Source organism: Streptomyces sp. NPDC092045 (assembly GCF_044756005.1).
Lineage (GTDB): Bacteria > Actinomycetota > Actinomycetes > Streptomycetales > Streptomycetaceae > Streptomyces.
Genome location: NZ_JBIVSC010000001.1, coordinates 1189652 through 1208335, shown reverse-complemented (window position 1 = coordinate 1208335; position 18684 = coordinate 1189652). Strand labels below are relative to the sequence as shown.

The following is an 18684-nucleotide window of genomic DNA, read 5'->3' as shown; positions in this document are numbered from 1 at the left end:
GGCGGTCACTCCCACCTGATCCGGGGGTCGAGCCGGGCGTGGACGAGGTCGGTGAGGAGCTGGACGAGGACGAAGACGGTGACGAGGAGGAGCAGGAGGTCCTGGACGACGGGGTAGTCCCGGCGGACCAGGGCCTGTTCGGCGAGCTGGCCGAGGCCGGGCCAGGCGAAGATCGCCTCGACGAGGACGGCGCCGCCGAGGAGGTTGCCGGTCTGCATGCCGAGGAGGGTGACGACGGGCGGGAGGGCGTTCGGCAGGGCGTGGCGCCACAGCAGCCGGCGGGGGGCGACGCCTGCGGCGGTGGCGGTGCGGACGTAGTCCTCGCCGAGGGCGCGTTCGATGCCGTCCTTGAGGTAGCGGCCGAGGACGGCGGCGCTGGGCAGGGCGAGGCAGAGGGCGGGCAGCAGCAGGTACTGGACGCCCAGGTCGGGTGCGGTGAGGAGGGGGACGCGGCCGCCCGGGGGCAGGACGCCGAGGAGGACGGAGAAGAGCAGGACGAGGAGGACGCCGGTGACGAAGGGCGGTACGGCGAGGGCTCCGGTGGTGAGGACCCGTACGGCGGTGCGCACCCAGGCGTTGCGGGAGGTGGCGCCGAGGATGCCGAAGGCGGCGCCGAGGACGACGACGAACAGCAGGGCGCCGAGGGTGAGTTCGACGGTGGCGCCGAGTCCGTCGGCGATGAGGTCGGCGGTCTGCCCGCCGATCGCGTAGGACGGACCGAGGTCTCCGGTGAGGAGGTCGCCGAGCCAGTGGAGGTACTGGGCGGGCAGGGGTTCGTCGAGGCCGAGGCGCGCCCGGATGGCGGCCTCGGTCTCGGCGCTCGCGTCGGGTCCGGCGAGGACGGCCGCCGGGTCGCCGGGGACGAGCCGGAGGACGGCGAAGACGACGAAGGAGGCGACGAGGAGGACGAGGAGCGCGGAGGGGAGCCTCCGCAGCAGATGGCCGCGCATCTCAGCCCGCCAGGTAGGCGTCGTCGAGGTTGAGGTAGGCGAACTTGTTGAGGGTGACGCCGCGCAGCTTCTTGGCGGCGACCTGGACGGAGCCCCGGATGACGAGGTCGATGATGAACGCCTCGTCGAGGAGGGTGTCGGTGATCTGCTGCCGCAGGGCGTTGGCGCGGGCACCGGTCTCGGGAGTGGTCCAGGCGTCGCGGACGACCTTGGTGTAGTGGGCGGAGCGGAACCGGGAGGTGTTCTTGGCCTCGTTGAAGGGATAGGCGCTGACGGCGAGGGTGGACGGCTGGACCTGGGCGAAGCCGTGGCTCATGGTCCAGAGGCCGGGCATGGACTGGGAGATGAGGTTCTTCTGGGCGGTGGCCGGGTCGGTGGGTTCGAGGGTGACCCGGACGCCGATCTGCTTGAGGTCGTACTGGACGGCCTCGGCCACCGCGGTGTCGCCGGGCAGGTTGATGTGGAGGAGCGGCAGGTCGAGCGTGGTGTGTCCGGCGGACCTGAGGAGTTCGCGGGCCTTGCCCGGGTCGTAGGTGTAGTGGGTGCGGCCGGCCTCGGTGAAGGCGGGCGAGGACTTGGGCCAGGGGGTGGCGGAGGCGAGTCCGTAGCCGCCGAGGACCTGCTTGAGGATCCGTTCGCGGTCGATGCCCCATGCGAGGGCCTGTCGGACGGTCTTGTCGTTCAGCGGGGCGACGGTGGTGTTGACGCCGAGGTAGTGGGCGCCGCCGCCGGTGGCGTACTCGCTGATGACGAGCTCGGGGTCGGCGGCGAGGGTGGCGAGGTTCCGGCCGGGGACGCCGTAGGAGAGCTGGGTCTGTCCGGTGCGCAGGGAGGAGAGGAGGGCGTCGGCCTGGGCGACGACGCGGAACTCGACGGCGTCCAGGTAGGGGCGGTCGGGCTGCCAGTACTTCTCGTTGCGGATGAGGCTGAGGCCGGTGCCGGGGCTCCACTTGGTGAGCTTGAAGGGGCCGGTGCCGTTGAGCTTCTTGCCGGCGACGGCCTCCTCGACGCTGTTCCGGTCGGCGATGATCATGAACTCGAAGAGGTCGAACAGGTTGTTGACCGGGTGGGCGAGCTTGAGGACGAGCTCGTGGTCGCCGCGCTTCTCGAAACCGGTGATCGCGGCGGCGGTGGACCTCAACTGGGCGGCGCGCAGCGGGTTCTGGAGGTTCTTCACGGCGAAGATCACGTCGTCGGCGGTGAAGGGCCGGCCGTCGTGGTAGGTGACGCCGGTGCGCAGCCGGAGGGTGATGCTGCGGCCGTCCTCGGCGTACTCCCAGGAGGTGGCGAGCTCCGGCTGCGGCTTCAGCCGGTCGTCGTAGCGGACGAGGGTGTTGTAGACCAGGCGCTGCTGGAGCGACTGGCTGCTCTGGGCGAAGAGCAGGCTGGGCGTGAAGTCCGAGTTGACGGCGACGGCGAGGGTGCCGCCGCGCCGGGGCTTCGCGGCCGCCCCGGCGCCGGGCGCCTCGGATCCGGCCTCGGAGACCGCCGAGCGGCAGCCCGCCAGGCCGAGCCCGAGCAGCAGGGTGCCGCCGCCCGCGGCGCGCAGGGTGGTGCGCCGGGAGGGAGCGGTGGGCGTGGTGGGGTACAGCTCGGTCATCGGTGCCTGCCTGTGAAAGGGGTGGAGGTCCGCAGGGCGCGCGGAGTTGTTTCCGCTGCGGAAGGAAAGAGCCGCGGAAGGGCTACGGAGGTGCGGGGAGCCGGACGCGGGGAGGCGCGGGAGCGGCTACGGGCGGTGGAGGGGTGCGGTGGCGGGAAGCCGGGGGTCACGGAGCCGAGGACGCCGGGACCTTCGCGCCACGGAGCCGCGGAGGAGGCGGTGGGGCCTTCGCGTCAAGGAGCCGTGGCGGTGCGACCGGTCGGCGGCCGGGACGTCGGGGCGCTCGCCGGCCGTCGGCGACGGGGGCGCGGCGGGCGGCCCGGGTCCGGCGGGGCCGGTGCGGGAGAGGTGTGGCCGGTGCGGCGACCGGCGCCGGGGTCAGGCGCGGACGGCACAGACCGCGCTGGCCTGCCGACAGAGGTCGACGTGCCTGCGGGAGATGAGGCGCATGTCCGGATTCACGGGAGCAATATGACAGCGGCTTCGCGGAGCGGTCAACCGGTGTTGACCGCATTCCGAGACGGCATCAGCCTTCCGCTCCTGCGGGCAGGACCTCTTCGAGGGTCTCAAGAGGCCTCCTGAACAGGGGATTCAGGAGAACCGTGCCCGCCGCGACGGGCAGTGTGGCCGGTCCGGCATGTGGACTGACGATGCGTTCGGGGTCTCCGCAGACGTGCGAGAGGTCGATCGCAGCGCCCCGGATCTCCTCCAGGTACTCCGGTGCGACGACGCTGGCCTGCTCGGTCACCACGACCAGGTCGGGGTTGAGGACGTCGAGCAGGAGCGCCACCGCGCGGCCGACCGCGCGGGCCCGTTCGCGCAGCAGCCGGTCGGCGCGCCGGTCCCCGGCCGCCGCCGCGTCCACCACGAGGGAGGTGTCCGGCTCGGGCACGATGCCGCGCCGCACGGCGGTCCGTCCGAGGGCGGTGTTCGACGCGGTCGCCTCCAGGCAGCCCGAACGCCCGCAGGGGCAGGGGGCCGTGGAGTCGGGGACGGGCAGGTGCGCCACGTCGCCGGCCGCCGCCCCGGGCCCCTGGTGCACGACCCCGGCGAGTCCGACAGCCGCGTCGACGACGTTGCCGACGAAGAGGTGCACGAGGCTGCGACGGGCGGCGGGCCGGCCGAAGAGGATCTCCGACTGGGCGATGGAACGGGCGTGGTTGTCCAGGCGCACGGTGCGCCCGCCGAGGCCGCGGGCGAGTTCGGCGGCGAGCGGCCGGCGGCGCCAGCCGAAGGCGTCGTGGCGGACCACCGTCCCTTCGGCGGGGTCCACCCAGCCGCCGATCGCGGCGCCGACCCCGAGCAGGGGCCGGCCCCGGACGTGCTCGTCGAGGAAGCCGCCCAGTTCCCGGGCGAGTTCCGCGGGCAGTTCGTCCGGCGCGCCGCCCCCGTGCGCGTGGGTGTGACGGGCCAGGACCCGGCCGCGCAGGTCCACCAGGGCGAAGGTCGAGCCGGGGACGCCGAGGTGGACACCGCCGACGACAGGCCCTCCGGTGGCACCGACGTGCAGGTCGACGGGGATCCGGGGCCGCCCCACTCCCCCGCCCCCGGCGAGTTCGGGCAGCTCGCGCAGGAGGCCGAGCCGGGTGAGGTCGGTGGCCTGGCGGGAGACGGCGGCGGGGCTGAGGCCGGAGAGCCGGGCGACGGCGCTGCGGGCGACCGGCCCGTGGTCGAGGACGGTCCGCAGCACGGTGGCGGCGTTCGCCTCGCGCCTGCCGTCGCCCGCCATCCGGGGGCCGTGCGGGCTGGTCGTGGTCATGAGGGCCTTTCTGGTCACTGTTGCGGCGGTGTGAAATCCCGTACGACCGCCGGCAGGTCCGCCGCCCGCCGCGCGGAACCGGCCGCGTTCTCCGGAGGGAAGGGGAACATCGCTGGTCAAAGCGTGTCCGGCGGTGTACGGGAGGGCGGGTCGACGGCACCGGGCAGGCGCCGATTCAACCACCGGGGGCGGCGGTTCGGGGAGCGGACGGGCGCTTGACGGGCTGCGTCGGCCGCTGCGAGGCTCCGGGACATGTTCGCGACCTCCTCCTGTCCCGCCGCCTCCGGCGTCTGACCCTCGCGACCCTCCGCGCGGCCGGTTCGCCGGCCCCGCTCCCGTGACCCGGCCGCCGCCGGACCCGCCCCGTACCGCACCGGCCCCTTCACCCCGCTCCCGGGTCCGGTGGACGTACGCCTCCGGTCCGGCTCCTTCGTCGGCTCATTACTTCCGCTCCGAGATTAATTCCTCCGGGACCACTCCCCCGGACCTCCGAAAGGACTCGCCATGGCGACCGCCACCACCTCTCCCGACGTCCGGCAGGACGCCGCCCAGCAGGACACCGCCGCCCAGGAGATCACCGTCCGGAAGGTCGGCGGGCGCCTCGGCGCCGTCGTCTCCGGCGTCCGCCTCGGCGGCGACCTGCCCGCCGAGACCGTCGCCGGGATCCGCGCCGCGCTCCTGGCGCACAAGGTCGTCTTCTTCCGCGGCCAGGACCACCTGGACGAGGAGGCCCACGAGGCCTTCGGACGCCTCCTCGGCACGCCCGTCGCCCACCCCACCGTCCCCTCCGCCGACGGCCGCTACTCGCTGCCGATCGACTCGGACTTCGGCGGCCGGGCCAACCAGTGGCACACCGACGTCACCTTCGTCCCGGCCTACCCGGCCTTCTCGATCCTGCGCGCGGCCGTCGTCCCGCCGTACGGCGGCAACACCCTGTGGGCGAACACGGCCACCGCGTACGAGAACCTCCCCGAGCCGCTGCGGGCGCTGGCCGACAGCCTGCGCGCGGTGCACTCCAACGACTACGACTACGCGGCCCTGCGCCCCGGCATCCTGCCCGAGCAGCTCGCGCGCTTCCGCGAGATCTTCTCCTCCACGAAGTTCCTGACCGAGCACCCGGTCGTGCGGGTCCACCCGGAGACCGGCGAGCGGACCCTGCTGCTCGGCAACTTCGTCCAGCGGATCAGCGGTCTCACCGGCGCCGACTCGCGGGACCTCTTCACCCTCCTCCAGCGGCACGTCGAGCGCCCGGAGAACACCGTCCGCTGGCAGTGGCGGGTCGGCGACGTCGCCATCTGGGACAACCGCGCCACCCAGCACTACGGCGTGGACGACTCCGACGAGCACGACCGCAAGCTGCGCCGGGTGACCATCGACGGCGACGTGCCGGTCGGCGTGGACGGCCGCTCCTCGGTGCTGCTCGCGCCCGAGTCCGTGCCGGACCCGGCGTTCGGCATCGCCTCCGGCGCCTCGACGGCGGACGCGGCGGAGGCCTCCGCCGCGTGACGGAAGTCCCGCCCCGGGTGATCGTGGCCCCCACCGACCAGCGGCGGCGGGACACCGCGGGCGTCCACGGCGATCCGGCGGGGGGTGACCCCCGGGTTCGACCGGCCGGCCCGCGAGGGCGCGCCGATCGGGCGGGCGATCCCCCCAACCCGGTCTGCGCGCCGACCCGTTCGACGCTGCGGACCGGCCGCCGGCCCACCTCCACCGGCGCCCTCCGCAACGGCCTCCCACTGCCGGAGGGCATCCCCACTCTCGCCTCGGTCCTCGGCGCGGCGGGGTACGGGACCGGGTCCGCCGGCAAGCGGCACCCGGCAGGCGAGGAGAACCCGGACGGCCCCGTGCCACCCGGGCGCCGGGGCGGCCACGCCCACCGGCTGCCGCCCGACCTCGCCGCGCCGAGCCGCGCTCGCTCCCCCGGCGGAGCCCGGACTCCTTCCCGCACGGGCGGGTGCCGTGGGAGGGGACGAGGTTCGGGCACCACTGAGGCACGCGACCACGGGCCGGGCAGGCCGGGCAGGCCGGGCAGGCCGGGCAGGCCGGGCAGGCCGGGCAGGCCGGGCAGGCCGGGCAGGCCGGGCAGGCCGGGCAGGCCGGGCAGGTCAGGCAGGTTTGGCGTAGTCGCCGAAGCCCGCCCAGTCGAGGACCACGCACGCCTCGTCGTCGAGGACCCACGCGTCGTGACCGGGCTCCACCCGCATGAAGTCGCCCGGTCCGAACTCCTCGGTCTCGCCGTCGTCCATGACGACCTTCATCCGGCCGCTGACGACGTATCCGACGTGGGCGGCCCGGCAGCTGTCGGTGCCCGCGATCGGCTTGACGTGCTCGGTCCACCGCCAGCCCGGTTCGAACACGGCGCGGCCGACCGGGCCGCGCTCGTCGGTCAGCAGGTCGAGCCTTCCCTTGCCGTCCTCGAAGGGGCGGCTCTCGTCCGCCGCGTCGAAGCTTCTCCGCACGATGCCGGCCATGATCCACTCCCGGCGCTGAAAGGTCGGTTCCCCGAGTTCCCTTCCAGGCTACGCCGGTTCCCGCAGGTCGGACCTTTGCCGAACGGCCGATCACCTTTGGTGGAACCCGGCACGTCCGGGCGCCGAATTCTGTACACATCCCCCAGGGGACAGAACTACACATAAAGGCCAGATAAGAGCACAATGAAACAGCGGCGCATTGCGTCGCAAGCGCGGCCCGACTTGCAAGACACCAGAAGGAGGCGAGTCACATGGCCGACGTCTCTCATCGCCACGGTGATATCTCGGGACACCCCGACGCACCGGAAATGCGGGACCGATATGCCCGTATGCTCCAGACCCGAGGTGTGGCGGCGGTCGAGGAACTCGTGATCCTCGCCGGCGTCTACGCCGCGATCTCCGCGTGGACGGTCCACTTCGCCGCGGCCCGACCGGAACTCGCCCTCAGCAACCTGGTCGTCGGCATCGGCATCGCGCTGCTCGGCCTGTGCATGTCGATGGTGCCGGAGCGGTCGCAGGACCTGAACTTCGTGGTCCTGCTGCTCGGCGCGTGGCTGATCGTCTCGCCGTGGGTGGTCACGCGCGGCCCCGACACGGGAATGATCCTCAACAACGTCATCACCGGCGCGTGCGTCTGCCTGTTCGCCCTCACGGCCGGCGGACTGCTCATGAGCAAGAGCAAGAGGAGGACGTGACCTCCGGCCCTCCTCGATCCCTCACCGACCCCGTCCGGAACGGCGGCACCTCAACTCCCGCGAGGTGCCGCCGTTCACCGTCCCCCGCGGACGAACCGCATCCACACGGTAACGAATTGACCCACGCGGTTTCGGCCACCTAAGTTCTGCGTAAAGCTTGCTCCACAGGGACAGGCTCCCGCTCGCATACCCAGTCCTTGGGGGGACAAAGTGAACTGGTACCTCGACGTTCTCAAGAAGTACGCGGTGTTCAGCGGCCGGGCGCGCCGCAAGGAATTCTGGATGTTCACGCTGTTCAACTTCATCGCAGCGGTCATCCTCTCCATCCTGGACAACGTCCTGGGCATACAGATCCTGAGCCTCATCTACACCCTGGCCGTCTTCCTGCCGGCCCTCGGCGTGTCCGTCCGGCGTCTGCACGACACCGGCCGTTCCGGCTGGTGGATCCTCATCGCCCTGGTCCCGTTCGTCGGCTTCATCGTCCTGCTGGTCTTCAACTGCCTCGAGGGCGAGCAGCAGCAGAACGCGTACGGCCCGAACCCGAAGCTGGCCCCGGCCTACTGACGGTCCCCGCGCCGAAGCACCGCACCACACATGCCCGTGGCCCCCGGAGGATTCCTCCGGGGGCCACGGCCGTGTCACGCCCCGGCCGGATCCCGGCGGGCCGCGTCCAGTTCGGCCCGGTCGGGCGGGTGGGCCCCGGCCCGGGAGACGGTCACGGCCGCCGCCGCCCCGGCCCGTGCGAGCAGTTCGGCCAGCTCCCCGGCGGAGAGGGCGCCGAGGGCCGCCCGGTCCCGCCCGGCCAGCGCGTCCAGGACGGCGGACATGAACGAGTCGCCCGCGCCGACGGTGTCGACGACGTCGGCCGGGGGCGCCGCGGCGGCGACCGCGTGGTGCCGCGTGACGGCGCAGGAGCCGGCCGCGCCCCGGGTGACCAGGACGACGGCCGGGCCGAGGGCCAGCCAGCGGGCGGCGACCGCCTCCGGCTCCTCCCCCGGGTACAGCCAGGCCAGGTCCTCGTCGCTCACCTTGACCAGGTCGGCGAGGGCGACGCAGTGTTCGACCCGGGCGACCGCCGGGGCGTGTTCCCCCATCAGCGAGGGCCGCACGTTGGGGTCGTAGCTGACCGTGGCCCGGTCGCGGAACCGCTCGGCCCCGGCCAGGACGGCCGCCGCGCCGGGGGCGGTGACGGCCGCGATCGAGCCGATGTGCAGATGGGCGGGCGTCCGCGCGGGGAGCGCTCCGGCCTCCAGCGTCCAGGCGATGTCGAAGGCGTACGCGGCCCGGCCCTCCGCGTCGAGGCTCACGACCGCCGACGGGGTGCGCCGGGGATGTCCGCCGGTCTCCACCCGTACGCCCGCGCCCTCCAGACGGGCGCCGATCAGACGCCCGGCGGGGTCGTCGGCGAGCTGGGTGAGCAGGGTGACGTCCCGGCCGAGGCGGGCGAGCCCGTACGCGACGTTGGCGGGGCTGCCGCCGGGATGGACGCGGTCGGCGGCGCCGGGCGCGCGGACGACGTCGGCGACGCACTCGCCGATCACCAGGAAGGACATGGGTCGGGCCTCCTCGGAGCGGGAGCGGGCGTCCCGGCCGCCGACCGTATCGTGCCACCGTCCGGGTCCTGGTGCGGGGGAGGTTCGGGTGGAGACGGTCGAGGGGCTCGCGGTCGTGTCGTTCGGCGGCGGGAAGGAGCCGGAGGACCGGCTGGAGGCCACCACGGCGGCGCCCCGGGGTCCCCGCACGGGCGCGGGCCCGGCCTCGCCGAGGTGCGGGCGGCGCGGCTGGAACGGGCGGTGGCGGCGGGCGGCACGGCGGGGTTCAGGCGGCCCGGCCGTCCCGGCGCCGCCGGTGGAGCACCTGGTGGGCGTCCCACTCCACGAAGGACTCCGCGTGCTCCAGGCCGACGGCCTCCAGGAGCCTGCGGGAGCGGTGGTTGGCCTCCTGGGTGACCGCGACCACGCTCGGCGTGCTCTCCAGGGCCCGCGCGACGGCCGCGCCGACCGCCTCGCGCGCGTATCCGTGCCCCCAGTGCTCGGGCAGGAACTGGTAGGAGACCTCCGTCTCGCCGCCCCGTCCGCCGTCCTGCACCGTGACGAGCCCGAGCAGGACGCCGTCCTCGGCGCGGATCACGGCGTGGAAGCCGGGCGCCCCGACGATCCGCCGCTGCCGGATGCGGATGACCGGTTCGGTGACGGGGCCGCCGAGGTGGCGCCGTACCTCGGGATCGGTCCACAGCCGCGTCACGGCCGGCAGGTCGCCGCGGCGGACGGGCCGCAGCAGCAGCCGCTCGGTGCGGAGCGGCCGCGCCGCCGGGACCGGGGCCCGGGCCGGGCTCTCTGAGGGGGGCACCGGTCCATCCTCTCAGCCCTTCCGCCCGTCGCGGAGCGGGCCCCGGGGCCCGGGCCCCGGGCCGCCGCGTCAGAGGCGGTGCACGGTGTGGAGCTTGACGGCGTACGTGCCCGTGCCGTCCAGGGTGGAGGATCCTCCCAGGTCGGCCATGGTCGGTCCGTTGCAGGTCTTGCGGCTGGAGAGGAAACGGCGCTTCCCGTCCGTGTCCCTGCCCAGGTAGATGCCGACGTGGTCGACCGTGGCGGTCTGGCCGTCGTCGCCCGAGTCGGCGTTGAAGAGGACCAGGTCGCCCGGCTGGAGCTGGGCCGCGGCCGGCGGGGCGCCGCCGGCCGTCCGGTCGACGCGGACGCCCGGCGCGTACTCCGCCATGTCGCGGGACTTGCGGGGCAGCCGGGTCCCGGAGGTGTCCGCCCCGGCCGCCAGGGGGACGCCGTGGTGGTGGCCGAAGACCATCCGGGTGTACCCGGAGCAGTCCAGGTTGCCGACCTGCGCGCTCGACGGACCGGTGTGCGTGCCGTCCGGGAAGGTCCAGCCGAGGTTCATGTACTCGTGGAAGTCGGCGCCCTCGTAGCGGTTGCCCCGCGGGTCGAGGTGGCCGTAGCCGGCCCGGCCGAGGACCTGGTGGCCCGCCGCGGGACCGGCCCCCGCGGTCACGGCCGGGCCGCCCGGCAGGAACATCGCCGCGCAGGCGAGCACGTCGGGCGCGGTCGAGCCGGCCCAGGCCCGGACACGGGCCTCCAGCTCCGGGGTCCACGTGCCGTCGAACGGCCGGTCCAGGACGCGCACCCAGTCGTTGTGGGTGACGGTCGGCGGAGCGTCCCAGGTCGCGGCGGTGACCTCGAAGCGGCTCACGGTCAGCTTGACCGGCAGGTTGGTGCAGCCGTCGTTGGCGAGGGCGCGCAGTCCCACCCGCCCCTTGCCGAAGGTGGCGTCGGTGGCCTCGACGGTCCAGGCGGCGGGCTCGGCGGTGGACGTGCGCCAGGCCTTGGCCCTGATCCCGGTGCCCTCGCGGCGGACCCGTACGGTCCACGCGGTTCCGGCGGCGACTCCGGTGGCCAGGGGGACGGCCGGCGCCAGCTGCGTGACGGTGTCGGCGACCTCCTTCTCGACGCGGAGCTCGACCGCGCCCGAGGTCGTGAACGACAGCCTGGCCCGGTAGTTGTTGTGGGTGTCCTGGTAGCCGAAGGACAGGGCGTACGAACACGCCTGGCCGGTGGGCACCTTGTCGAACGAGGCCGTCGTGCGCACGTCGACGTCCGTGATCTCGCCGTCGCGGACGCTGGCGTGGCGGCTCGCGTAGTCCGTGGTGAGACTGATGACGCCGGCGCCGGGGGTGACCGCGTAGTCGCCGGCCGGGCCGCCGAGGGTGGTCCAGCCGCCACCGCCGGGCGCGGTGCCCCAGTACACGCGGTCGGTCTCGGGGAGCGCCGGGTCCGGCAGGGTGCGCCGGAAGTCGTCGGCGAAGGGTCTCTTGTCCTCGGTGAAGGTGCGCTCGGGGCCGGGGAGGACCATCGTGCGGGCGCCGAGCGTCAGGAGCGCGACGCGTCTGCCGCCGGAGGTGACCTCGGTGCGGGCCGGGGTGCCGGGCAGTACGGCGGTGTCGAGCGCGCCGAGGGTCACGGAGGTGAACCAGTCGGCGCCGAGGGGGCCGACGGTCACGGCGGAACGGGGACCGCCGAGGCCGGTCGGGAGCGCGGCGCCCGCCGGGGCGGCGGCAAGGGGAGCGGCCTGCGCGGCGCGGGCCGGGGCCGTGGTCGGCGAGACGAGGGGGACGGAGGCCGCGGTGGCGGTCAGCGCGGTCAGCAGGGTGCGTCGGGAGGTGCCGCCGCTGTGGGAGGTGCGAGTCATGGGAGCCATCATCCGGACGGCCGGGAGGCGGTGTCCGGCCGGGTGCCGAAAAGCCGGGGTGGAGCCGACTGTTCCCTCCTCGACCGTCCTCGCACACGCTTCCGCCCTCCTCGAACCTTTGCGCCCATCCGTCCCACTCCTCCCCCGCCCTCGCCCCACCAGCGCGTTTCCACGCCCACCCACGGTCTTCCGCCACGGAGCGCCCCTTCGTGGCCGATAGCCGCCGGGCCTTTGACATATGCCAGGAGCACCACCGGATCGAGTGTTGCCAAACCTCTTACGAGCCGTCCCGGGCTGTGCGACAGTCTTAGGCGGGCCTTCCCCTCACACGTGGCCGCGCCTGCATCGGAGTACGACATGCCGTCCCCTCTGTTCGCGGACCGCCCCGCCCGGCCGCCGGTGCCGGGCGCGGTGGACGCGCTGATCTCGCAGACCCGCCGCCTGCGCGGCGACGTCGACGCCGTCCGCCGGGACGCCGTGGCGAACGAGGACGATCCCCAGCACCGGTGGCAGCGCGCCCTGTGCGACCTCGCCGTGCACCAACTCGACGACCTCGGCGCCCAGTTGGGACAGCTCCGGGCGGGCGTCCCGGTGGAGGTCGCGCCGGAGGCGGAGGCCGTCCACGACACCGGGTTCGCGACCGACCCGGGCACCGCCTACGGCCCGGCCGCCCCCGGGCGCACCGGCGCGCTGCTCTCCCGGGTCGGCAGCGCCGAGTGGAACCTGCTCACCGACGAGGTGAGCTGGACCGAGGAGCTGTACCGGATCTTCGGCCGCACCCGGGAGAGCGGCCCGATGTCGCTCGACGAGATGCCCACGATGGTCTTCGCCGAGGACCAGCCCCTCCTCCAGGGGATGGTGACGGACTGTCTGATCGACGGGAAGCCGATCGACGGCGAGTTCCGGATCGTACGGGCCGACGGCCGGGTGCGCACCGTCCACATGACGGGCGAGCCCGTCCTCGACTCCGACGGCTGCACCGCCTCCATGTGGGCCGTCGTCCGCGACGTCAGCGAACTGCGGCGCAGCCAGCGGGCGGTCAGGGAGAGCCGGGCGGGTCTGGAGCGCAGCCGGGACATCGAGCGCACCGAGCGCCGGGTCGCCGTGGAACTCCAGGAGGCGGTGCTGCCGCCGTGGCACGGCTCGCTGCACTTCGCGCACGACGGACCGGCCCCGCTCGACGTGGCCGCGCACTACCTCCCGGCCGCCAGCACCAGACTGATCGGCGGCGACTGGTACGACGCGCTCGCGCTGCCGGACGGGGACGCCCTGCTGACCGTCGGCGACCTGACCGGCCACGGGGTCGCCGCGACCTCCTCGATGGCGATGCTCCTCGGGGCGCTGCGCGGCATGGCCGTCGCCGGCATCCGCCCCGCCGCCCTGATGGGCCACCTCAACCAGCTCCTGGAGACCTCCGTACAGCCCGCGCTCGGCAGCGCGATGTGCTGCCGGTACGACCCCGTCGACCGGACCCTGACCTGGGCGCAGGCCGGCCACCCCGCCCCGCTGCTCTTCCGCGACGGGACGGGGCGCGCCCTGCGGCGGCCCGAGGGCGTCCTCCTCGGCGCGACGACGGGCGCCGCGTACGAGGAGGCCGAGACCCGGCTCCTCCCGGGCGACGTGCTCGTCCTGCACACGGACGGGCTGAGCCGGGGCGGCGGTGCCGCGGACGACGACACGGGCGCACGGCGACTGCTCGCCCTCGGCCCCCGGCTCGCCGGCGTGCGGGACGCGCGGGAGGGCGTGCGGGTGGTGGTCGAGGAGTTCGGCGAGGAGTCGCGCGAGGACGACGCGTGCGTGATGGTGGTCCGGGTCGGCCACTGAGCCGCCCGGCGGCGCGCGGCCGGCGGCCCCGGTCCCCGAAGGGGCCGGGGATCAGGCCTGTCCGGGCCTCGGGCGGACCACCGGCGACCGGGTCAGGGCCAGCTCGATCTCCTCGCGCAGGCTGTCGGTCCTGGCGTGGTCGGCGTACTGGCCGGTGAGCCGGTACATCTCCCTCAGCCGGTCCCAGGTCCGGTGGGAGGAGGTGTCCCCCATGGAGATGAGGGCGAGCCGGGCGTACCGGTCGGCCTGCTCCGGGTCGTCGGCGATGAAGCAGGCCGAGGCGAGGGAGATGTGGTCGAAGAGCTTGGACCGCTCGTGCCCCTTGCTCCGCAGGTCGAGGGCGAGCTTGGCGTGGCGCTGCGCGGGGATCGCGGCGGCCGGGTCGTGCTCGGCGAGGGTGCGGTAGGCGAGGGCCTCCATGCCGTGCATGTCGGCCTCGTCGAAGTTCTGCATCCAGCTCGGCGTCCTCTCGTCGCCCCGGTCCGACACGAACAGGTCCTCGGCCTCGCCGAGGGTGCGGCGCATGGCCTGCCCCCGGCCCATCGACGCCTGCGCCCAGGCCTCGATGGTGTGGAACATGGCCCGGGTCCTGGGCAGCAGCCGCTCGCCCGAGCCCGTCTTGGCGAGCTTCATCAGGTCGAGGGCGTCGTCCGGCCGGCCCAGGTGCACCATCTGACGGGCGGCGCGGGAGAGCGCCTCGCCGGCCCGGGGCCGGTCGCCGCTCTCGCGGGCCGCGTGGGCGGCGATGACGAAGTACCTCTGCGCCGTGGGTTCGAGGCCGACGTCGTGGGACATCCAGCCCGCGAGGACGGCCAGGTTGGCGGCGACGCCCCACAGGCGCCGCTGGAGGTGGTCGGGGTGGCGATAGGCGAGCATGCCGCCCACCTCGTTGAGCTGGCCCACCACGGCCTTGCGCTGGAGACCGCCACCCCGGGAGGCGTCCCAGGCGCGGAACACCTCCACGGAACGCTCCAGCGCGTCGATCTCCTCCGACCCGATGGGGGCGGCCTCGTAGCGGTCGAACCCGGCGGGGTCGGCGTGGAGGGGATCGGCGGCACGCGGAACGGCGCCCGGGCGGGCGGGATCGGTCTGCAGCCAGTCGTGCATGGCGTTGCTGAGTACGGAGCCGGCGGCGAGCGCGGCACCCGCGCCCACCAGGCCGCGTCGGTTGAGCATGAGGTCCATTCCCGTGAATTCGGTGAGGACCGCCGCCGTACGATCGGGTGGCCAGGGCAGTTGGTCAGGGTTCTCCGTCTTGCCGACGTCCTGCCGTTTCCCCGCACGCCCGTGTCGTACGAACCCGAGGTCCTCGATGGTCACGACACGGCCGAGTCGCTCGGTGAACAGTGCTGCCAGCACCCGGGGGACGGGATCGCGCGGGGTCTCGCCCCGGTCGATCCACCGCCGCACCCGTGAGGTGTCGGTCGCCAGCTGGGGGTGGCCCATGGCCGCCGCCTGCCGGTTGACGAGCCTCGCGAGTTCGCCCTTGGACCAGCCGGCCAGGCCGAACAGGTCTGCCAGGCGGGTGTTGGTTTCTCCGGTCACGTCTAAGCCCCCAGGTTCTCGGCTGAGTTGACAGTAACCCCTGTCATGGGGCCGGGGACTATTCGCCAGGCTTTCGCCAGGGGCCGCCCGGTGTTCCGCCACCCGCGCCCGGGTGTCAGGTAGGAACGCGCCACCCCGTCCCGTCGACCGGCCCTCATTCCCCAGGGTGCGGACCGGGGGCGGGCGGGGCGACGCACGCAACTCGTCGGCGCACGAAGGGATCTGTCACCTCCATGTACACAGCATCGTCCTCCGTGTCCGCCCCGCCCCGGCCGCAGCACCGCATCGTCCCGGCCGGCGCCGGACCGTACCTGGCCCCCGCTCCCCAGGCCGTCCGGCCGAGGCGCTGGGCGGGCGGCACCGGTACCCAGCCGGTCAGCGGAAGAATCGATCTGTCCGGCCCCCAGGGCGCGCAGCTGAAGATGGCGATCGCCTCGGTCCACCGCATCTGTCCGGAGTTCAAGCCGGTGCAGGTCCTGCGGCGCAGCGGTCGTTCCGTACTGATCGTCGGAACGACCGGACGGGCCACGGCGGTCGCGAAGTGTTTACTGGACCACTCGTCGGCCTGGGTCGAGCGGTTCCGGCACGAAATAGCTTCCTACCGCGCCTTCGTCCGGCACCGCCCCCCGGTGCGGGCGCCCCGGCTGATCGCGGCGGACCCGGAGAACTGCACGCTGGTGATCGAGCGGATGCCCGGACGGGCGGCGGCGCTCTCCCGCCACCCCGTCGAGGCCCCGCCCCGCGCCGACGTGCGGGCCGCGCTCGGCGCGATCGCCCGGCTCAACGCCTGGCGGCCGCCGGCCGGCACCTTCGACGCACCGCTGGACTACGGCGCCCGGATCGCCCGTTACCACGAGCTCGGCCTCTTCACCGACCGTGACCGGGACGACCTGCAGAAGCTGCTGCACGGTCTGGCGCACGCGGGCGGCCGTCAGGGCACGGGCCAGTTCTGCCACGGCGACGCGCTGCTCTCCAACGTCCTGCTCTCCCCGGCCGGTCCGGTCCTCGTCGACTGGGAGCACGCGGGCTGGTACCTGCCCGGCTACGACCTGGCGACCCTGTGGGCGGTGCTCGGTGACGCGCCGCCGGCCCGGCGCCAGATCAGTCAGCTCGCCCAGCAGGCGGGCCCGGCCTCCCGGGACGCCTTCCTGGTGAACCTGATGATCGTGCTGACGCGGGAGATCCGCACCTACGAGACGGCGGTGCAGCGCACCATGAAGGAGGCCCCGCCGGCCGGCACCGTGCCGGTGCCCTCGGGGGCGCTCGCGCCCGGCGAGGAACAGCGGCTGCTCCTGAGGCGGCTGCACGACGACTGCGCCATGGCACGGCGGGCCGTGCGCGCGGCGGTCGGGACGCGCTGAGAGGCGGGTCCTGCCGACCACGGGGGTGGTGCGCCGCGTCCCGGTGCCGACACACCGGGACGCGGCGCACCGGCTCTTCCGGCGGCCGCGCCCTCCCCCGCGCCCGCCTCTCCAGTGGTCCACTCCAGTGACGCGTCCCAGGCCCGGGGCCCGTCGCCGCGAAACTCCGCCGTCCGGCCTCCATTTCGGCTCTGACGTGGGAACTTCCTCCGTCGCGGGTGTGATTGACGGATCGTTCGGGAGCCGATACCCCTGTACGGGTCCGGCCCCGCACGCCCCCCTCCGTGCCACCCCCACGCCCCTGGAGGCCGCCTTGCTCCGTTCCGGGTCCCCCCGACGCACGCCGAGGGCGGTGGGCGCCCTGGCGTCCGCCGCCCTGCTGCTCCCCCTGCTGTCCGCCGCCCCGCCGGCCGGTGCCGACGCGCCCGAGGCGGGTGCCCTCCAGGGGCAGTTCGCCCGGGCGGCGGCGCGCCACGGCGTCCCCGAGAGCGTGCTGCTCGCCGTCTCGTACCTCCAGTCGCGGTGGGACGGCCACGGCGGCGCGCCGAGCGTGACCGGCGGATACGGGCCGATGCACCTGACGGACGCGGTGACGGCCCTGACGCGGGCCGTCCCGCACCACTCGGACGGCGGGGAGGACCCGCGCGGCGACTCCTCGCGTCCGGCGCGCACGAAGGCACCCGCACCGGTGCCGTCCGCCGACCGGCTGCCGGAGCGGCTGCGGACCCTGGAGCGGGCGTCCGCGCTGTCCGGGATCCCGGCCGAGGAGCTGCGGACCCGGACGGCGGCCAACATCGAGGGCGGCGCGGCCCTGCTCGCCGCGGCGCAGCGGGAGGCGGGGCTGCCCGCGAGCGCGGACCCGGCCGACTGGTACGGAGCGGTGGCGCGGTACTCCGGCGCCGACGACTCGGCCACGGCGGCCGCGTACGCGAACGACGTGTTCGACGTGATCCGGACCGGGGAGACGCGGACGACGGACGGCGGGCAGGTGGTGACGCTCCCGGCCGACGCGTCGGTGGCGCCCGCCGCGGAGCAGGTGGCGGCGCTCGGTCTGCGCGCTCCGGCCGCCGGTCCCGTGGAGTGCCCGCGGACGGTGGCCTGCGAGTGGGTCCCCGCGCCGTACGAGGAGTTCGGCGACGGCGACTACGGCAACCACGACAAGGCGGACCGGCCGGCCTCCCAGTCGATCGACTACATCGTGATCCACGACACCGAGGCCACCTGGGACGTCACCCTGGGCCTGGTGCAGGACCCGGCGTACGTGTCGTGGCAGTACTCGCTGCGCTCCTCCGACGGGCACGTCGCGCAGCACCTGCCGCTGAAGGACGTCGGCTGGCACGCGGGCAACTGGTTCGTGAACGCCAAGTCGGTGGGCCTGGAGCACGAGGGCTTCCTGACCGCGCCGGACTCCTGGTACACGGAGGCGATGTACCGGTCGTCGGCGCGCCTGGTGCGGTACCTCGCCGACCGGTACGACGTCCCGCTGGACCGGCAGCACGTCCTGGGGCACGACAACGTGCCGGGCACGGTGACGGCCTCGATCCGGGGCATGCACACGGACCCGGGCCCGTACTGGGACTGGGCGCACTACTTCCGGCTGCTCGGCCGTCCGATCGTCCCGAGCGCCGGTCCGCACGCGGGCGTGGTGACGATCCGGCCCGACTACGACGCCCACCGGCCGGTCTACACCGACTGCGCGGCGGCGGGGACGGCGTGCGCGCCGCACGGCAGCGGGGCGGTGCGCCTGCACACCGCGCCGGACGAGGACGCGCCCCTGGTGAAGGACGTCGGTCTGCGGCCGGGCGGGGAGGACTCCACCACCGACGTCAACGACACGGGGGCGCGCGCCTCGACGGGGCAGAGCTTCGCGGTGGCGGAGCGCCGGGGCGACTGGACGGCGGTCTGGTACCTCGGCCAGAAGGCCTGGTTCCACAACCCGCGCCGGCAGCCCACGGCGGTGGACGGGCGGGGGCTCGTCCTCACCCCGAGGCCGGGGCTCGCGGAGGTGCCGGTGTACGGGCGGGCCTATCCGGAGGCCTCGGCCTACCCGGCGGGCGTGCCGGTGCAGGCGGTCTCGCCGCTGCCGTACGGACTGCTCGCCGGCCAGCGGTACGTGGTGGGCGGCCGCACCCCGGGCGAGTACCTCTTCGCACCGACGTTCGACACGGCCGGGCACACGGTCGTCCGGGGCCGGGAGGAGTACTACGAGATCCAGTTCGGCCACCGGGTGGCCTTCGTGAAGGCCGCTGACGTGCGGGTTTCCCGGATCTGACGGAGGGGTG

Annotated in this window: 15 protein-coding genes; 6 read left to right on the top strand and 9 right to left on the bottom strand. The window is 74.3% G+C overall.

Annotated elements, in window-relative coordinates; genetic code table 11:
* Positions 1-5: 5 nt before the first annotated feature.
* The 4 genes from ACIQKA_RS05210 to ACIQKA_RS05195 form a co-directional block, all read right to left on the bottom strand.
* A complete protein-coding gene (locus ACIQKA_RS05210) occupies positions 6-950 on the bottom strand; it encodes an ABC transporter permease (RefSeq protein ID WP_383436900.1) in 945 nt (314 codons plus the stop codon).
* Between the two features lies 1 nt (position 951).
* Positions 952-2550 carry an ABC transporter substrate-binding protein gene (locus tag ACIQKA_RS05205; protein ID WP_402540014.1) on the bottom strand — a complete coding sequence of 533 codons (1599 nt, stop codon included), beginning with the start codon at positions 2548-2550 and terminating at the stop codon, positions 952-954.
* Between the two features lie 378 nt (positions 2551-2928).
* Positions 2929-3000: a putative leader peptide gene (locus tag ACIQKA_RS05200; protein WP_313896399.1), complete on the bottom strand. Its 72-nt coding sequence runs from the start codon at positions 2998-3000 to the stop codon at positions 2929-2931.
* Positions 3001-3076: 76 nt separating this feature from the next.
* Positions 3077-4309, bottom strand: a complete 1233-nt coding sequence (locus ACIQKA_RS05195) for an ROK family protein (RefSeq protein WP_383156615.1) — start codon at positions 4307-4309, stop codon at positions 3077-3079.
* A 504-nt stretch (positions 4310-4813) separates the two neighbouring features.
* Between ACIQKA_RS05195 and ACIQKA_RS05190 the strand changes: the two genes are divergently transcribed.
* Positions 4814-5815 carry a TauD/TfdA dioxygenase family protein gene (locus ACIQKA_RS05190; RefSeq protein ID WP_402540013.1) on the top strand — a complete coding sequence of 334 codons (1002 nt, stop codon included), beginning with the start codon at positions 4814-4816 and terminating at the stop codon, positions 5813-5815.
* 599 nt (positions 5816-6414) lie between these two features.
* Here ACIQKA_RS05190 and ACIQKA_RS05185 read toward each other — a convergent pair.
* Positions 6415-6780 (bottom strand): cupin domain-containing protein, encoded by a 366-nt coding sequence (locus ACIQKA_RS05185; RefSeq protein ID WP_383156610.1) that lies wholly within the window; start codon positions 6778-6780, stop codon positions 6415-6417.
* Positions 6781-7109: 329 nt separating this feature from the next.
* On the opposite strand from ACIQKA_RS05185, the gene ACIQKA_RS05180 reads away from it, so the two are divergent.
* Positions 7110-7475: an SPW repeat protein gene (locus tag ACIQKA_RS05180; RefSeq protein ID WP_402540012.1), complete on the top strand. Its 366-nt coding sequence runs from the start codon at positions 7110-7112 to the stop codon at positions 7473-7475.
* 210 nt (positions 7476-7685) lie between these two features.
* Positions 7686-8039 (top strand): DUF805 domain-containing protein, encoded by a 354-nt coding sequence (locus tag ACIQKA_RS05175; RefSeq protein ID WP_383156606.1) that lies wholly within the window; start codon positions 7686-7688, stop codon positions 8037-8039.
* A gap of 74 nt (positions 8040-8113) precedes the next feature.
* Here the strand turns inward: ACIQKA_RS05175 and ACIQKA_RS05170 are convergent, their stop codons facing one another.
* The 3 genes from ACIQKA_RS05170 to ACIQKA_RS05160 all read right to left on the bottom strand — a co-directional run bounded on the left by ACIQKA_RS05170 (position 8114) and on the right by ACIQKA_RS05160 (position 11672).
* Entirely contained in the window at positions 8114-9028 is a 915-nt protein-coding gene (locus ACIQKA_RS05170) for a PfkB family carbohydrate kinase (RefSeq protein ID WP_402540011.1), read from the bottom strand.
* Positions 9029-9293: 265 nt separating this feature from the next.
* Positions 9294-9824 (bottom strand): GNAT family N-acetyltransferase, encoded by a 531-nt coding sequence (locus ACIQKA_RS05165; RefSeq protein ID WP_383156602.1) that lies wholly within the window; start codon positions 9822-9824, stop codon positions 9294-9296.
* A 69-nt stretch (positions 9825-9893) separates the two neighbouring features.
* Positions 9894-11672, bottom strand: coding sequence for an NlpC/P60 family protein (locus ACIQKA_RS05160; RefSeq protein ID WP_402540010.1), 1779 nt, complete (start codon positions 11670-11672; stop codon positions 9894-9896).
* Between the two features lie 357 nt (positions 11673-12029).
* On the opposite strand from ACIQKA_RS05160, the gene ACIQKA_RS05155 reads away from it, so the two are divergent.
* Positions 12030-13496 carry a PP2C family protein-serine/threonine phosphatase gene (locus tag ACIQKA_RS05155; RefSeq protein ID WP_402540009.1) on the top strand — a complete coding sequence of 489 codons (1467 nt, stop codon included), beginning with the start codon at positions 12030-12032 and terminating at the stop codon, positions 13494-13496.
* 51 nt (positions 13497-13547) lie between these two features.
* On the opposite strand, the gene ACIQKA_RS05150 is transcribed toward ACIQKA_RS05155, so the two are convergent.
* Positions 13548-15041: a hypothetical protein gene (locus ACIQKA_RS05150; protein WP_383156595.1), complete on the bottom strand. Its 1494-nt coding sequence runs from the start codon at positions 15039-15041 to the stop codon at positions 13548-13550.
* A 233-nt stretch (positions 15042-15274) separates the two neighbouring features.
* On the opposite strand from ACIQKA_RS05150, the gene ACIQKA_RS05145 reads away from it, so the two are divergent.
* Both ACIQKA_RS05145 and ACIQKA_RS05140 read left to right on the top strand, forming a co-directional pair.
* Positions 15275-16402 carry an aminoglycoside phosphotransferase family protein gene (locus ACIQKA_RS05145; protein ID WP_383436921.1) on the top strand — a complete coding sequence of 376 codons (1128 nt, stop codon included), beginning with the start codon at positions 15275-15277 and terminating at the stop codon, positions 16400-16402.
* Between the two features lie 352 nt (positions 16403-16754).
* Positions 16755-18674 (top strand): N-acetylmuramoyl-L-alanine amidase, encoded by a 1920-nt coding sequence (locus tag ACIQKA_RS05140; protein WP_402540006.1) that lies wholly within the window; start codon positions 16755-16757, stop codon positions 18672-18674.
* The last annotated feature ends 10 nt before the right edge of the window (positions 18675-18684 follow it).

Excerpts from the sequence above, each read along its gene's own strand:
- ACIQKA_RS05210 (WP_383436900.1), bottom strand. The coding sequence starts at position 950 with ATGCGCGGCCATCTGCTGCGGAGGCTCCCCTCCGCGCTCCTCGTCCTC.
- ACIQKA_RS05205 (WP_402540014.1), bottom strand. The coding sequence starts at position 2,550 with ATGACCGAGCTGTACCCCACCACGCCCACCGCTCCCTCCCGGCGCACC.
- ACIQKA_RS05195 (WP_383156615.1), bottom strand. The coding sequence starts at position 4,309 with ATGACCACGACCAGCCCGCACGGCCCCCGGATGGCGGGCGACGGCAGG.
- ACIQKA_RS05190 (WP_402540013.1), top strand. The coding sequence starts at position 4,814 with ATGGCGACCGCCACCACCTCTCCCGACGTCCGGCAGGACGCCGCCCAG.
- ACIQKA_RS05185 (WP_383156610.1), bottom strand. The coding sequence starts at position 6,780 with ATGGCCGGCATCGTGCGGAGAAGCTTCGACGCGGCGGACGAGAGCCGC.
- ACIQKA_RS05180 (WP_402540012.1), top strand. The coding sequence starts at position 7,110 with ATGCTCCAGACCCGAGGTGTGGCGGCGGTCGAGGAACTCGTGATCCTC.
- ACIQKA_RS05170 (WP_402540011.1), bottom strand. The coding sequence starts at position 9,028 with ATGTCCTTCCTGGTGATCGGCGAGTGCGTCGCCGACGTCGTCCGCGCG.
- ACIQKA_RS05160 (WP_402540010.1), bottom strand. The coding sequence starts at position 11,672 with ATGACTCGCACCTCCCACAGCGGCGGCACCTCCCGACGCACCCTGCTG.
- ACIQKA_RS05155 (WP_402540009.1), top strand. The coding sequence starts at position 12,030 with ATGCCGTCCCCTCTGTTCGCGGACCGCCCCGCCCGGCCGCCGGTGCCG.
- ACIQKA_RS05145 (WP_383436921.1), top strand. The coding sequence starts at position 15,275 with ATGTACACAGCATCGTCCTCCGTGTCCGCCCCGCCCCGGCCGCAGCAC.